The following is a 13661-nucleotide window of genomic DNA, read 5'->3' as shown; positions in this document are numbered from 1 at the left end:
GGGCAATCCCCAGTCGCCCCTCCTCCGCCCTCCCATTACCGAAGCAGGTTCCGCGATGCTCTATCGCTCTCGTCGCTTCGGAAGCCTGCTTTCGAAGTCTTTCACTTCGCTTCTGACGGCGTTCGCGGTCGTCGCCCTGACGGCGGTCGGCTGCGACGCTTCGCAAGAATCGGCGCCCAGCGTTTCGCCGCCTGGGGATACGACTCCGGTCGCAGGAGAGCCTGAAGCTGGCGAGTCGGCGGATCCGACATCGGAAACTTCTCCTTCTCCGAATCCAACCGATTCGACCAGCGAAGAGCAAAAAGCTATCCGGCCTACGGACGACCCTACTTCCGAGGCGACTCCGGTCACTGCGCCCGCGGCGGGTTCCGATTCTGGAAGCGCCGGAGAAGCGACGCTCGAAAAATCGCCTGCCGAGAACTGGACGCTCTTCCGCGGCAACCGTTCTTCGACCGGCGTCTCCGCCGCGACGCTGCCGGAGAAGCTCGAAGTCGCGTGGGAATACGAACTGGAGAAAGGCGGCTTCGAGGCGTCGCCGATTATCGCGAACGACGTCGTCTACCTCGCGGACTGGGACGGTCGGCTCGTCGCCCTGAATCTGACCAGCGGCGAAGAGCATTGGCAGGTCAAGGTCGACGACAGCTTCACCGCCTCGCCGGCCTACTACGACGGGCGCCTCTACGTCGGCGGCGTCTACGGGATGGTCTTCTGCTTCGACGCGAAGACGGGCAAGGAACTCTGGACGTTCGAGACCGGGGCGGAAATCAACTCCGGCGCCAATTTCTACGAAGACGTCGTCCTGATCGGATCGCAGGACCATTTCCTGTACGCCCTCGACGCCATGTCGGGCGAGGAGAAGTGGAAGTTCGAGATCGCCGACCAGATCCGCTGCACGCCGACGATCGTCGGTTCCCGGACGTTCCTCGCCGGCTGCGACGGCAAGCTGCACGTGGTCGACGTGCAGAAGGGCGAATCGCTGGGCGAAGTGCCGATCGACTCGCCGACTGGCGCGACGCCCGCCGCGGTCGGGGACGTCGTCTATTTCGGAACGCACGGCGGCGACGTCTTCGCCATCGACTGGAAAAAGATCGAACAGGTCTGGCGCCATACGCCCGAATCGAAGGCGGAGTTCCGCAACAGCGCAGCGGCGACCGAGGACGTGATCGTCGTAGCCAGCCGCAGCCGGATCATCCTGGGACTCGACCGGCTGACGGGCGAACCGAAGTGGAGCCTGACGGCCTCCGACCCGATCGAGGGCTCGCCCGTCGTGGTCGGAAACCGTGCGTTTCTGGGCACGATGGGGGGGACGGTTCTCGCCCTGTCGCTGGACAAGGGGGAGGTGGTTTGGGAGTATGAACTGGGCGGCTCGATCGTCGCATCCCCCGCGGTGGCGGAGGGTCGGCTGATCATCGCCGACGACGACGGCAAGGTTTACTGCTTCGCCGCGCCCAAGTAGTTTCCGCTTCCGAACCCGCCGTACGCCTCCCCGCCCTATCGACTCTCGCTCCCGCCTCCGGCACGAACGATCGGCCCGAACGCCTCATGACCGAAACGACGAAGACCGAAGTCGGCAGTTACTTCATCTCGAACTACCCCCCCTTCTCGCAATGGACGAAGGAGAGCCTGGGGGAGATCGAGACCGCGCTGGCGTCCCCCCCCCGCGACACGCCGCTGGGGCTCTATCTGCACATTCCGTTCTGCCGGAAGCGGTGCAAATTCTGCTACTTCAAGGTCTTCACCGACGTCCGCGCGGCGGAGATCGAAGAGTACGTCTCCGCCCTGTCGACCGAGATCGAACTGGTCAGCCAGCAGCCGGCGATGGGGGGTCGGCCCTTCCGCTTCGTCTACTTCGGCGGCGGCACGCCGTCGTTCCTGTCGGTCAAGCAGCTCACGTCGCTCGTCGATCGGCTGAGGGCGAACGTCAACTGGGATCACGCCGAAGAGGTCACGTTCGAGTGCGAGCCCGGCACGCTGTCGGAGCCGAAGGTGAAGTGCCTCCGCGACCTGGGCGTGACGCGACTGAGCCTGGGGGTCGAGAACTTCAGCGACGAAATCCTCGAATCGAACGGCCGCGCGCACCAGTCGCCCGAGGTCTATAAGGCCTGGAAGTGGATCGAGGAGGCGAACTTCCCCAACGTCAACATCGACCTGATCTCGGGCATGGTCGGCGAGACGTGGGACAACTGGCGCGAGAACATCCGTCGCACGCTGGAGTTGTCGCCTGAGAGCGTGACGATCTACCAGATGGAGTTGCCGTTCAACACGGTCTATTCGCAGGACATCCTCGGCAACCAGATCGAAACGCCGGTCGCCGACTGGCCGACGAAGCGCGACTGGGTCAGCTACGCCTTCGACGAGTTTCTCGCCAACGGCTATTCGGTCTCGAGCGCCTACACGGTCGTGAAGGATCCGACGAAGGTCAACTTCAGCTATCGCGACAATCTCTGGAAGGGATCGGACCTGCTCGCGACCGGGATCGCCAGCTTCGGGCACCTGTCAGGCGTCCATTACCAGAACCACGCCGACATGGCGAAGTACAAGGACGCCCTGAACGAACGCCAGCTTCCGCTGATGCGGGCGTACCGGCCGACCCCGCGCGAGGCGCTGATCCGCGAACTGATCCTGCAACTGAAGAAGGGCTGGCTCGACGGCGCTTATTTCCAGAACAAGTTCGGCGTCGACGTCTTCGAGGAATGGCGCTCCGTCTGGGAATCCCACCGCGACGAGGGCTATCTGACCTTCGACGAGAACCGGGCGGAGTTGACGCGCGACGGACTGTTGCGGGCGGACGCCCTGCTCCCCCCCTTCTTCGAACCGCAGCATCAGGGAGTCCGCTACACATGACCGACGCCGACTCCGCCGCGGCAGGAGGCGACGAACTGGTCTTCCGGATGGGCGAATTCCCGGCGGCGTTTCCTACGAATCGTCGCTACGCGAAGAACCACATGTGGGCGCTTGGCGAGGGCCCCGTCCTCCGGTTCGGCCTCGCCGCCTACGCCGTCCGGCTTCTGCAGGACGTCTATTTCCTCGAATGGACGGTCGACCCGGGAACGGTCGTCGTCTATCGTCAGGAGATCGGTTCGATCGAAAGCAAGAAGGCGGAGAGCGCCCTGTACGCTCCCGCCGCGGGCCGGATCGTACGGTTCAACTACCGCCTGCTGGAGGACCCCAGCGGCATCAACGTGGACAAGTACGGCTCCGGCTGGCTCTTCGAGATCGAGACCGACGGCTCCGGACTCCTGGAACCTTCCGCTTACCTCGCCCACCTCGACGACGTCTGGGAAGTGACCCAGCGGACGATCAAAGGTCAGGCGAACGCGTAGCGAGTCGTTCCTGAGTTCCGGGCGGCCCCGATTGCTTGCAATCGGGGTCAACGAAGTCGACAAGAGGAATGCGTCCGGTTTCCTCTATTCCCCTTCCCTCTGCAGCGACTGACGAATCACCTATGGCGAAACGACTGGCCGTCGTCATCTCGCAAGGACAGAGCGCCAGTCCCGCCAAGCGGAACTTGGAAGAGGACGTCATCGTCCGGCTGATGCTGGAGAGCGGCATCGACGTCATCGTCGTCCCCCATCTCTACGACCTGGCCGACGACAGCGCGGGCATCCTGGCGCTCGAAGGCGTGAAGGGACATTTCGTCCTGATCAGTTGGCTCTACGAACGGGCCGCGCGGTGGGCCCTCGATCGTCGCGGCGTGCAGGGCAAGGCCGGTACGACGTTACTCGTCCAGGCCTCCGATGACGACGAGGACGACGACGAACTGGAAGACGAGGCGACCGCTGCCGAATCGAAGAAGCGAGTCCTCGACGCCCGCGAGATTCCCGCGCGGAGCATCTACTGCATCGACTTCAAGGCCAGCGACCAGCCGCAGGCCTACGTCGACGAGGTCAAACGGATCTTCCGCGAGCTGACCGCGTCGCTCGTAGCGATCGACTTGGGCGGCGGACTCGGCCAGTCGAACGGGAAGAGCGCGACGAACGGGGCAGCGCCTGCCGCGTCGAACGGTTCGCACAAGAACGGCGCTCCCGCGACGAACGGAAACGGCCACGCGACCGGCTCCGGCAACGGTTCGGTCGCGGAGGCGATCGCACGCGGCGCTTCGCCGGCCGAAGCGCTCGGGATCGTTCCTTCCGCTCCGACCGTGGAGTCGAACGGACAGGCGGCGGAGCCTCTCGCTCCCGCGGCGCTCGTCCGCATCGAGGGGTCGGGCGGTCGGCGGTGGTACCCGGTGATCGACTACAGCCGCTGCACGAACTGCATGGAGTGCATCGACTTCTGCCTGTTCGGCGTCTACGGCGTCGACACGGCGGAGACGATCCTCGTCGAGCAGCCCGACAACTGTCGCAAGGGCTGCCCCGCGTGCAGTCGGGTCTGCCCCGAGAACGCGATCATCTTCCCGCAGCACAAGTCGCCCGCCATCGCCGGCGCCGAAGGCGAGACCGCGGGGCTGAAGATCGACCTGTCGCTCCTCTTCGGCGGAGGTCCCGCGGAAGACCCCGTCGCCGTCGCCGCGCGCGAACGGGACGAACAGTTGCTCCTCGCCGGCCGCGACGCCGTCGGCCTTTCCGTCGGCATTCCCAAGCGCCAGTCCGACCGCGACGCCGGTCCCAAGGACGACCTCGACCGGCTGATCGACAGTCTGGATGAGCTGGATATCTGATGGGCATCAGCCCTTCGAGAAGCTTCAGCCCGAGCGCCGTGAAGCGAAGCCTCCGCCGACTATACTGACCGGCTGCTTCCGCGTTCCCTCCCTGTGTCTCGTCCGGAGTTCCCCCTGATGAAGCGCGCTCTCGCCGCGTTCGCGCCGACGGCGATTCTTTCGCTCGGTTGTTCTTTCGCCTTCGTCTCTCCCGCGTTCGCCGAAGATAAGCCGGCGGAATCGAAGTCCGTTCCTGCCGCGGTCGCCGACGAAGAAGGCTTCGTCCCGCTCTTCAACGGCAAGGACTTCTCCGGCTGGCACAAGGAAGGGGGCGAGGCGACCTACGAGATCGAGGGCGACCAGATCGTCGGCAAGGTCGGGCCGGGGCCGAACACGTTCCTCTGCACCGACAAGCTGTACGGCGACTTCATCTTCAAGTGCGAACTGAAGCTCGACATCCCCGGCAACTCGGGCGTGCAGTTCCGCTCCGAGATCAACGACAAGGGGAAGGTCTTCGGCTACCAGATGGAGGTCGACCCGTCCGATCGCAAGTGGGCGGGCGGTATCTACGACGAGAGCCGCCGGGGCTGGCTCTATCCCCTGACCGGGCATCCCGAAGCGCAGGCGGCGTTCAAGGTCGACGACTGGAACGAGTACGTCATCGAGTGCCGCGGTCCGCACATCAAGACCTTCGTCAACGGCGTCCCGTGCGCCGACCTGCTCGACGCCATGACGCTCGAAGGGCTGATCGCGCTCCAGGTCCATAGCGGCAAGGAAGGTCAGATCCGCTGGCGTAACGTCCGGATCAAGGATCTCGGCAAGACCGAGTGGACCAGCCTGTTCGACGGCGAAACGCTCGGCGGCTGGCGCACGATCGGCGGAGGCGAGTGGAAGGTCGAGGACGGCGCGATCGTCGGCACGGCGACCCCGGACACCAAGGAGTTCGGCCATCTCGTCGCCGACGGCGAGTATTCCGACTTCGCGGCCCGGGTCCTCTACAAGGCGGAGCAGGGCAACAGCGGCCTCTACTTCCGCGTCGAGGAGAAGGGCGACCTGGGCGTCGAAGGTTTCCAGGCGGAGATCGACGCCGAGAAGGACGCCGGCGGCCTGTACGAATCGGGCGGACGCGCCTGGGTCGTGCAGCCCAAGCCCGAAGACGTCAAGAAGTGGTTCAAGCCGGGCGAATGGAACGAGATGACGGTCATCGCGATCGGCGACCGCGTCGTCGTTCACGTCAACGGCCAGAAGTCGGCGGAGATCCAGAACGATCCCGGCCGCAAGTCTGGCAAGATCGCCCTGCAGGTCCACGCCGACCAGGACGTGAAGGTCCGCTTCAAGGAGGTCGAGATCATCGACCTGTCGCAGCAGGACTAGCTTGGCAGGCGAAGCGCCTGCCCTGTGAAATAGCGTCAGCCGGCCTTGCTGATGCGATTCGTCGAAGCCGACCGTTCCGTGAGCGGTCGGCTTTTTCGTGCGCTCGATCCGTCTCCGCCGGACGGACGGTCCGGATCGAACGGGCGAAGGAGCGACCGCCGATCGCGGAAGGTGGAGACCTCCAGCCGCACGAGTTCTTCCCGAATCGTCGCCAGGCTGGGGCGACGTCCCGGCGTCTTGCGGAGCATCGACTCGACGAGCTGCGCGAGTTCGATCGGCAGGTGGGGCAGAGACTCCCGCAGCTTCGACGAGTCGCCCAGCTTGTGGAAGGCGATCCACTCCTCGGCGTTCGTCGCATCGCAGGGAGGCGCCCCGACAAGCGCCTCGAACAGCGTCAGGCCGAGCGAATAGACGTCCGCGCTCCCGCTGGCGACGAACGGGCTCGACCAGAGTTCGGGCGCGGAGTAGGCGACGTCGCCCGAGAGATCGTGCAGACGCTCGCCCATTCTCTGAGCGCTTCCCAGATCGAGCAGCGTGACGTGGCCGCGCGGCGACAGGTGCAGGTTTTCCGGCTTCACGTCGAGATGGACGTAGCCGGCGCTGTGCAGCGCCGTCAGCGCTTCGGCCGCCTGGCGGATGGTCCAGAGCGCCTGCGGCAGCGATAGCGGCATGCGATGGCTGACCGCCTGTCGGAGGGTCGAGCCTTCCAGAAACGGGAAGACCAGGAACGGTCGATCGCCTTGCAGGTCGCCGTCGAGGACCGGAATCAGGTGCGGATTCTGCACCGACCCGGCGGCCAGGGCTTCGCGATGGAATGCCGCCCGACGGGCGGGCTGCATCGCTCCTTCGCGGCTCAGGGTCTTCAGAACGTAATCGGCCTCCGCCTGGTCGCTGTCGGCAGGGGCAGCGCGGTAGACCGCGTGGTGGAACGAGGACTGCATCGCGTACAGCGTCCGCCAGCCGGCGAAGCGCGGAGACGCTTCTCCTCGCGGAGGACCGAGATCGATACGTCGAATCGGGTTCGTCGGACTCATTCGTCAATTCACGGAGGACGATCGCAGCGCGATCGGTTCGCCCGGTCCCCAGGTTCGGACCGACAGGCGTTCCGAGCCTAAGAATCTGGCCGGGCGGCGCGAAGGCGAATTCGAGCCCCGCATCCCTGCCATTCCTATCGGCATGTTCGTGCGCGGGCTTCGGAGCATTTGATGCGTGCAGAATCGGGAAACGCTTGAGCTAACCCTTTGTGACGGCTAGAATTCGAGCCGGCCCTTTAGCCGTCCGCTGACGGTCCTCAGTCTTCCCTTACGCCATCGTTCGCCGGGTGCGGCAAGTTGACAGCGCGGCTGAGCGCGAGGGTCGGAAGGCCTGCATCAGGGGCTTCCCCGGATACTCCGGACGAAGTTCCTGACTCACTTTATAAAGACTATTTAAAAACAAGTTCGTCGCCGCCATAATGGGCGACGCCACTTCTTCTCCCCGGATCGACTCATGAACCGCAGACTCTTCGCCGGCATTTTCTCGACCGCTGTGGCGGCAGCCGTCGTCACGCTCGCCGGATGCGACACGGCGCCGCAAACGAAGCGGATCATCTTTCTGAACAATACGAACTCGCCCTACTGGGACGCCTATCGCGCGGGCATGGATAAGGGAGCCGCCGAGTTCAAGATCGCGGACTCCGGCTACACCGCGGTGATGGAAGTTAACGACGGCACGCCGCAGGGCCAGATCGACAAGCTTCGGCAGTTCGGTTCGCAGTCGGACGTCGCCGCGGTCGCGATCTCTCCGATCGACGCGGGGAACGCCGCGATAGCCGCCGAACTGCAGAAACTGCGGGACAAGGGCATCCCGGTCATCACCGTCGATAACGACATCACCGACGCCTCGGTCCGGAGCTACTACATCGGCACCGAGAACTTCGAGGCGGGGAAGGTCCTGGGGCAGGCGACCAAGATGCTGCTCGAGGACAAGAACGTCGACGCAGGAAGCTATGTCGCCTTCGTCGGACGGACCGGCGCCGATAACGCGGTCAAGCGGATGGACGGCGTGAAGGAAGCGATCGCCCCGATCGTCGAAGCCGACCGGATGGCGGACGACGCCGACAAGACCCGCGCCCGCGAGAACGTCCGCAACGCGATCTCCAATCATCCGGACGCCGTCGCGCTGGTCGGCATCTGGTCCTACAACGGTCCCGCGCTCGCCGACGTCGTGGTGGAAAAGAAGGTCCGCGACAAGTTCGCCGTCGTCACCTTCGACGCCGAGCCGATCACGATCGAGCAGATGGGCCAGGGCAACATCGACGTGCTGGTGGTGCAGAACCCGTTCGAGATGGGTCGCCAGACCGTGCGGCTGCTCCAGGCGATGGCGAAGAAGGACGGAGCGGTCGAGCAGGAAATGTTCCCCGATCCCGACGGCGAAGACGGAAACATCTACTACACCGATCTGAAGGTGGTCGTGCCGAACGCCGATTCGCCGATTTACGTTCGCAAGAGCGAGTTCGGCGAGGGCGTGCAGGTGCAGACCATCGACGAATTCAAAGCCTGGCTCGACGAGTACGGACTCAAGCAGTCCTGATCGTCCGGCGGCTCGAAGCGATCGATCGTCGCGCCGGTCAGGCGTCTCGCTGGCAGAAGGTCGTCTGACCTCGCCGCGATCTGTACAGGGGCGAGGTCAGGAAACTCTCGCCCCATCGCGACCTGATCGAACGCCCGACGCGACTGCTTCTCTCGCGATTCTTCTCTCCTGATTCGCTGCTCATGACTTCCGACGCCGAAGTTTCGCGCCCCTCAGCGGCCGTTTTCTGCGGCTGGCTGATCGCTTTCGGCGTCGCCGCGGCCGCCCTCTGCATCGCGTACGTCACCTGGCTCGACTGGACGCAGGCGGAATCCGTTTCGCTGCCGGGCCGCGGGCGGATCGGGATCCTGCTCGCCTACGGCATGGGCTTCCTGGCGTTCCTCGGATGGTGGGGCCGGCGGCGATTGCTCGGCAAGCGCTACCACAACGCCGAGGGGCTGATCTGGGCGATCGCGATCGTGGCGTTACTGACGCTCGTCCTCGATCAGAACCGCACGTACCTCGTCGATCCCCGCTCAAGTTCGATCGAGATCATCCGACAGACCACCTACCTCGGCATCTTCGCGCTCGGCGCGGCGGTCGTGATCATCGCGGGCGGGATCGATCTGTCGAGCGGATCGATGATCGCCTTCGCCGCGACGGTCTGCGCCTGCCTGATGAAGATCCTCGCGCCCGAAGCGATGGAGGGGAGCGAGGGGCTTCCCTGGTACGTCGGACCGCTCGCGATCGTCGGGACCCTGTTCATCGGATTCCTCGTCGGGACGCTGCATACCTGGCTGATCACGTCGATCGGTTTGCCCCCGTTCATCGCGACGCTCGCCACGCTGGTGGGCCTGCGCAGTCTGGCCCGCGCGCTGGTCGAGTTCGTCACCTCCCAGTTCGGCAGCAAGACGACGCAGATCTACATCTTCGATTCGTCGTTCCGTTACCTGGCGACGTCGATCTGGATCCCGCTGGTCGTCTTCCTGGCGCTTGCCGTGGGGCTCTGGCTGCTGCTCGCCTACACGGTCGTCGGGCGCCATCTCTACGCGCTCGGCGGAAATGAACAGGCGGCGCGGCTGTCGGGCATCCGGACCGAGTCGGTCAAGTGGCTCGCCTACTGCATCGGCACGATGACCGCCTCGATCGCCGGCATCTTTTACTTGTGCGACCAGGCGGGCGCCGATCCGCAGATGCTCGGCCGCGGGTACGAACTGAACGCGATCGCCTCGGCCGTCGTCGGCGGATGCAGCTTGCAGGGAGGCGCCGGAACCGTAGTCGGCGTCGTGCTGGGAGCGCTCTTCCTGCGGACCGTCGTCGACGGCGTCGCGAAGATCATCAAGACCGGTTCCGACGTCTACGAGGGGCTGATCGTCGGCGTCGTCGTCGTGTTCGCCGTCGCGTTCAGCCAGCTTCGCGTCGCGTCGGCCCAGCGGCGGAGTTATTTCCCCGGGGCGCTCGGCGTCTTCGCGATCGTCGCCGTCGTGTTCTTCGCCGGGCTGATCGCCGCGGTGGCGCAGGGCCTGGTCGCAGGAGCGATCGTCGCGGCGCTCGCGGTCGTCGCGCTCGGATCGCTCAAGGGCTTGCAGGCGGCGCGGGCGGCGTAACTTCCTCCTTCTTCTCGACCGTCATGTCCGCCGCGACTCCCATCATCTCCGTTCGCGACGTGAGCAAGCGCTTCGGCGGGGTGCAGGCCCTGTCGCACGTTTCGTTCGACGTCGAGCCCGGCGAGTTCCACGCCATCTGCGGAGAGAACGGCGCCGGCAAAAGCACGCTGATGAAGATCCTCGCCGGCGTGATCGGCGAGTACGACGGAGAAGTTCGCGTCGCGGGCGAGCTCGTGCGCTTCGGCGGCACGCGCGACGCCGAAGCGGCCGGCGTCAGCATCATTCATCAGGAACTGAACCTCGTCGAGCAGCTTTCCGCGGCGGCGAACATCTTCCTCGGTCGCGAGAAGCGGAATGCATTTCTTCTGCGCGACGACGCGGCCATGCGACGCGAAGCAGGAAAGTTCCTGGGCGAACTGGAGGCCGACTTCTCGCCCGACGATCCGGCCGGATCGCTCCGGGTCGGCGATCAGCAACTGGTTGAAATCGCCAAGGCGATCTCGCTCCACGCCCGCATCCTGATCATGGACGAACCGACCAGCGCGCTGACGGAGTCGGAGGTCGAACGGCTCGATCGGGTGATCGCCCAACTTCGAAAGAAGGGGGTCACGATCCTGTACATCTCCCACAAGATGGAGGAGATCTTCCGGCTGTCCGATCGGATCACCGTGCTTCGCGACGGGCAATTCGTGCGAACGCTGAACCGCAAGGAGACCGATCCCGTCGAGATCGCCCACCTGATGGTCGGGCGGGAGATCGAACAGGCGTCGCACCATTCGCCCCGGTCGCCCGGCGAGACGGTCGTCTCCGTCGAGAAACTCTCCCTCCCCTGGGCCGGTCGCCCCGGAAGATTGCGGCTGCGTGACGTCTCGTTCCACGTTCGCGCGGGAGAGATCGTCGGTTTCGCGGGACTGATGGGAGCGGGGCGTACCGAACTGTTCGAGTGCCTGTTCGGCGCGAACGACATGCCGTTCCAGGGCGAATATCTGCTGGCGGATAAGCCGGTCCGCTTCGCCCATCCGCGGGAGGCCGTGAAGGCGGGCGTCGCGCTCGTGACGGAAGATCGCAAGCGGCTCGGCCTCGTCCGAACGATGAACGTGCGCGAGAACGTCACGTTGTCCTCGCTGAAACAGGTCGCGACCGCGGGCGTAATCAATCCCGCGCGCGAACAGGGCAAGACGACCGAGACCATTCAGTCGCTGCTCATCAAGACGGACGGTCCCGAAGCCGCCATCGACAGCCTGTCCGGCGGCAACCAGCAGAAGTGCATCATCGGGCGCTGGCTGCTGACGAATCCGAAAGCGCTGCTGCTGGACGATCCGACCCGCGGGGTCGACGTCGGCGCGAAAGCGGAACTCTATCGACTGATGGATCGGCTCTGCCGGCAGGGGCTCGCCGTGCTGATGACGTCGAGCGAGTTGCCGGAGCTTCTGGCGGTGTGCGACCGGATCTACGTCCTCCGGGAGGGTCGCCTGACCGCCCATTTCACTCGCGAGGAAGCGACCGAAGAGCGGATCATGGTCGCCGCGGCGGTCGAGACGGAAGCGGCGCCGGCGATCTCCTGAATGGGGCGTCCGTCGTTCGTCGCCCGAACGACTCGGGAAGCTCCCCCTTCGCGCCCCGAGGCGTTTCTGGCATAATTCGCGGTTTCCCCTACGGGGGCGGACGCCCGAAATTCCGGCGCTCCGAAGCAGACAAGAAGCCACGCGAGAGAAGCGATGTTTCGCAATTTCAGCAACTCCGCGCTGAGCGTCTCAGGGCGCCACAGCGAAATCATCGAACTGGCCCTGACCTACGGCTACGACGGGATGGACCTCGACCTGGCCGATTTCGGCAAGCGGGTCGAAGTTCGCAGCCTGGATCACAGCGCCCGCTTCCTGGTGAGCGCCAAGCGTCGCTTCAAGCTTCGCATCGGCGGGGGCGCCCTGCCGGTCCGGATTTTCGGCACCGAGGCCGAATATCGCCTGGATCTGTCCCGCCTGCAGCCCGTCGTGGACGCCGCTCGCGCGATCGAAGCCGATCGGTTCTGGGTCTTCGCGCAGACCGTGAACGATGGGCTCTCGTTCCAGGAAAATTTCGAGCGTCATCGCACCCGCCTGACCGAAGTGGGCGAGAAGCTCGGCGAAGCCGAGATGAAGCTCGCCGTCGCGTTCCAGGCCGATAACAGCAAGCGGCCCGAGGATTCCTCGCCCTTCCTGAGCAAGACGGAAGAACTGATCTCGCTGGTCAAGGCGATCCCCGCCCGCAATGTCGGCGTCATGCTCGACACATGGCACTGGTGGGTCGGCGGCGGCAACATGGATCAGATCCGCGACCTCGACGGCGATCGCATCGTCGCGGTTCGCCTGGCGGACGTCCCGGGCGGCGTCGATCTGTCGAAGATCGACTTCCGCGCCCGGCTGCTCCCCGGCACGGACGGCGTCGTCGACGCGGTCGAGGTTCTGAAGATCCTGCTCGAGAAGGGCTACGACGGACCGGTCACCCCGTATCCGCACTCGTCGCAGTTCCGCGGCATGACCCGCGAAAACATCGTCGCCGAGACGACGATGGCGTTCGATAAGGCCTGGGAAGCCGCCGGCCTGCCGATGCCGGAGCATTCGTTCCTGCACGCTCCGCAGCCGAGCTACTACCAGTCGGAGCAGGCTCCTGCTGCGGCCGCTGCGGAAGAAGCCCCCGCGGAAGCCGCCGAAGGCGACGCCGCCGAAGGCGACGCCGCCGCGGAATGAGCGAGCGGTTCTTCGTTCCCGCGATTCGCGATGTGACGCGGATCGACGGCGTCGAAGCGCACCACCTGCTGCATGTTCTCCGCGCTCGCCAGGGCGAGCGCGTGACGCTGTTTGACGGCTCGGGATGCGAGGCCGTCGCGGAAATCGTCGCTCTCGGCCGCAGCGACGTCGAAACCCGCACGCTGGAAGTTCTCGACGTCGATCGCGAACTTCCGATTCACGTCGAGTTCGCGATGCCGCTCCCCAAGGGAGATCGAGCCGGCTTCCTGATCGAGAAGCTGACGGAACTCGGCGTCGCGCGACTGACGCCGATCGTCACCGAACGCAGCCTCTCGTCTCCCGCCGGTTCGGCCAAGGCCGAGAAGCCCGAGAAACTGCTCCGTCGATCGATCGACGCCTGCAAGCAGTGCGGACGCAATCGCCTGCTCGAAATCGGCGAGCCGACGCCCTTCGCGGAGATCCTGTCGAAGGATCCGGCCGCCGTGCGCTGGATCGCCGACGCTCAGGGGCCGCCTGCCTGTCAGGTCGCCGGAGAAGCCTGCCGCGGCGCTTCGCTTTCGGGAGCTGCTCCGCCCAAAGTCGTCGTGCTGGTGGGGCCCGAGGGCGGGTTCACCTCAGGCGAATTCGCTCAGGCGAAGCTCGCGGACTGGCAGTCTGTCGGCGTCGGGCGAACGATCCTGCGGATGGAGACCGCTGCGATCGCGATCGCAGGCGTCATCTCCGCGACGATAAAGCGGTAGTGCGAAACGCATCGTGATGTGGCGG

Annotated in this window: 11 protein-coding genes; 10 read left to right on the top strand and 1 reads right to left on the bottom strand. The window is 65.3% G+C overall.

The window, feature by feature from the left end:
* Positions 1-55 precede the first annotated feature (55 nt).
* The 5 genes from SH602x_RS12235 (at position 56) to SH602x_RS12215 (ending at position 6013) form a co-directional block, all read left to right on the top strand.
* A complete protein-coding gene (locus tag SH602x_RS12235; protein WP_479477055.1) occupies positions 56-1456 on the top strand; it encodes an outer membrane protein assembly factor BamB family protein in 1401 nt (466 codons plus the stop codon).
* Positions 1457-1542: 86 nt separating this feature from the next.
* Positions 1543-2844, top strand: coding sequence for a coproporphyrinogen-III oxidase family protein (locus SH602x_RS12230; protein WP_479477054.1), 1302 nt, complete (start codon positions 1543-1545; stop codon positions 2842-2844).
* Complete coding sequence (locus tag SH602x_RS12225) at positions 2841-3323, top strand: glycine cleavage system protein H (protein ID WP_479477053.1); 483 nt, start codon at positions 2841-2843, stop codon at positions 3321-3323. The genes SH602x_RS12230 and SH602x_RS12225 overlap by 4 nt, the downstream gene beginning before the upstream one ends.
* A gap of 122 nt (positions 3324-3445) precedes the next feature.
* Positions 3446-4660: an ATP-binding protein gene (locus SH602x_RS12220; protein ID WP_479477052.1), complete on the top strand. Its 1215-nt coding sequence runs from the start codon at positions 3446-3448 to the stop codon at positions 4658-4660.
* Positions 4661-4777: 117 nt separating this feature from the next.
* On the top strand, positions 4778-6013 hold the full coding sequence (locus tag SH602x_RS12215; protein WP_479477051.1) for a 3-keto-disaccharide hydrolase: 1236 nt from the start codon (positions 4778-4780) through the stop codon (positions 6011-6013).
* Positions 6014-6048: 35 nt separating this feature from the next.
* Here SH602x_RS12215 and SH602x_RS12210 read toward each other — a convergent pair whose 3' ends face one another.
* The gene (locus tag SH602x_RS12210) at positions 6049-7047 is read right to left on the bottom strand and encodes a serine/threonine-protein kinase (protein WP_479477050.1); all 999 of its coding nucleotides are present in this window, start codon (positions 7045-7047) and stop codon (positions 6049-6051) included.
* A 454-nt stretch (positions 7048-7501) separates the two neighbouring features.
* On the opposite strand from SH602x_RS12210, the gene SH602x_RS12205 reads away from it, so the two are divergent.
* The 5 genes from SH602x_RS12205 (at position 7502) to SH602x_RS12185 (ending at position 13636) form a co-directional block, all read left to right on the top strand.
* Positions 7502-8584, top strand: coding sequence for a substrate-binding domain-containing protein (locus SH602x_RS12205; RefSeq protein ID WP_479477049.1), 1083 nt, complete (start codon positions 7502-7504; stop codon positions 8582-8584).
* Positions 8585-8766: 182 nt separating this feature from the next.
* The gene (locus SH602x_RS12200; protein ID WP_479477048.1) at positions 8767-10170 is read left to right on the top strand and encodes an ABC transporter permease; all 1404 of its coding nucleotides are present in this window, start codon (positions 8767-8769) and stop codon (positions 10168-10170) included.
* 23 nt (positions 10171-10193) lie between these two features.
* Complete coding sequence (locus tag SH602x_RS12195) at positions 10194-11735, top strand: sugar ABC transporter ATP-binding protein (RefSeq protein ID WP_479477047.1); 1542 nt, start codon at positions 10194-10196, stop codon at positions 11733-11735.
* A gap of 153 nt (positions 11736-11888) precedes the next feature.
* Complete coding sequence (locus SH602x_RS12190) at positions 11889-12896, top strand: sugar phosphate isomerase/epimerase family protein (protein ID WP_479477046.1); 1008 nt, start codon at positions 11889-11891, stop codon at positions 12894-12896.
* Positions 12893-13636: an RsmE family RNA methyltransferase gene (locus SH602x_RS12185; RefSeq protein WP_479477045.1), complete on the top strand. Its 744-nt coding sequence runs from the start codon at positions 12893-12895 to the stop codon at positions 13634-13636. The genes SH602x_RS12190 and SH602x_RS12185 overlap by 4 nt, the downstream gene beginning before the upstream one ends.
* Positions 13637-13661: the final 25 nt, after the last annotated feature.

It is taken from the genome of Lignipirellula cremea (genome assembly GCF_056501455.1).
This window is presented reverse-complemented; position numbering and strand designations above follow the sequence as displayed.

What these genes read in the sequence shown, in the direction of transcription:
- SH602x_RS12235 (WP_479477055.1), top strand. Translation starts at nt 56, where the DNA reads ATGCTCTATCGCTCTCGTCGCTTCGGAAGCCTGCTTTCGAAGTCTTTC.
- SH602x_RS12230 (WP_479477054.1), top strand. Translation starts at nt 1,543, where the DNA reads ATGACCGAAACGACGAAGACCGAAGTCGGCAGTTACTTCATCTCGAAC.
- SH602x_RS12225 (WP_479477053.1), top strand. Translation starts at nt 2,841, where the DNA reads ATGACCGACGCCGACTCCGCCGCGGCAGGAGGCGACGAACTGGTCTTC.
- SH602x_RS12220 (WP_479477052.1), top strand. Translation starts at nt 3,446, where the DNA reads ATGGCGAAACGACTGGCCGTCGTCATCTCGCAAGGACAGAGCGCCAGT.
- SH602x_RS12215 (WP_479477051.1), top strand. Translation starts at nt 4,778, where the DNA reads ATGAAGCGCGCTCTCGCCGCGTTCGCGCCGACGGCGATTCTTTCGCTC.
- SH602x_RS12210 (WP_479477050.1), bottom strand. Translation starts at nt 7,047, where the DNA reads ATGAGTCCGACGAACCCGATTCGACGTATCGATCTCGGTCCTCCGCGA.
- SH602x_RS12205 (WP_479477049.1), top strand. Translation starts at nt 7,502, where the DNA reads ATGAACCGCAGACTCTTCGCCGGCATTTTCTCGACCGCTGTGGCGGCA.
- SH602x_RS12200 (WP_479477048.1), top strand. Translation starts at nt 8,767, where the DNA reads ATGACTTCCGACGCCGAAGTTTCGCGCCCCTCAGCGGCCGTTTTCTGC.
- SH602x_RS12195 (WP_479477047.1), top strand. Translation starts at nt 10,194, where the DNA reads ATGTCCGCCGCGACTCCCATCATCTCCGTTCGCGACGTGAGCAAGCGC.
- SH602x_RS12190 (WP_479477046.1), top strand. Translation starts at nt 11,889, where the DNA reads ATGTTTCGCAATTTCAGCAACTCCGCGCTGAGCGTCTCAGGGCGCCAC.
- SH602x_RS12185 (WP_479477045.1), top strand. Translation starts at nt 12,893, where the DNA reads ATGAGCGAGCGGTTCTTCGTTCCCGCGATTCGCGATGTGACGCGGATC.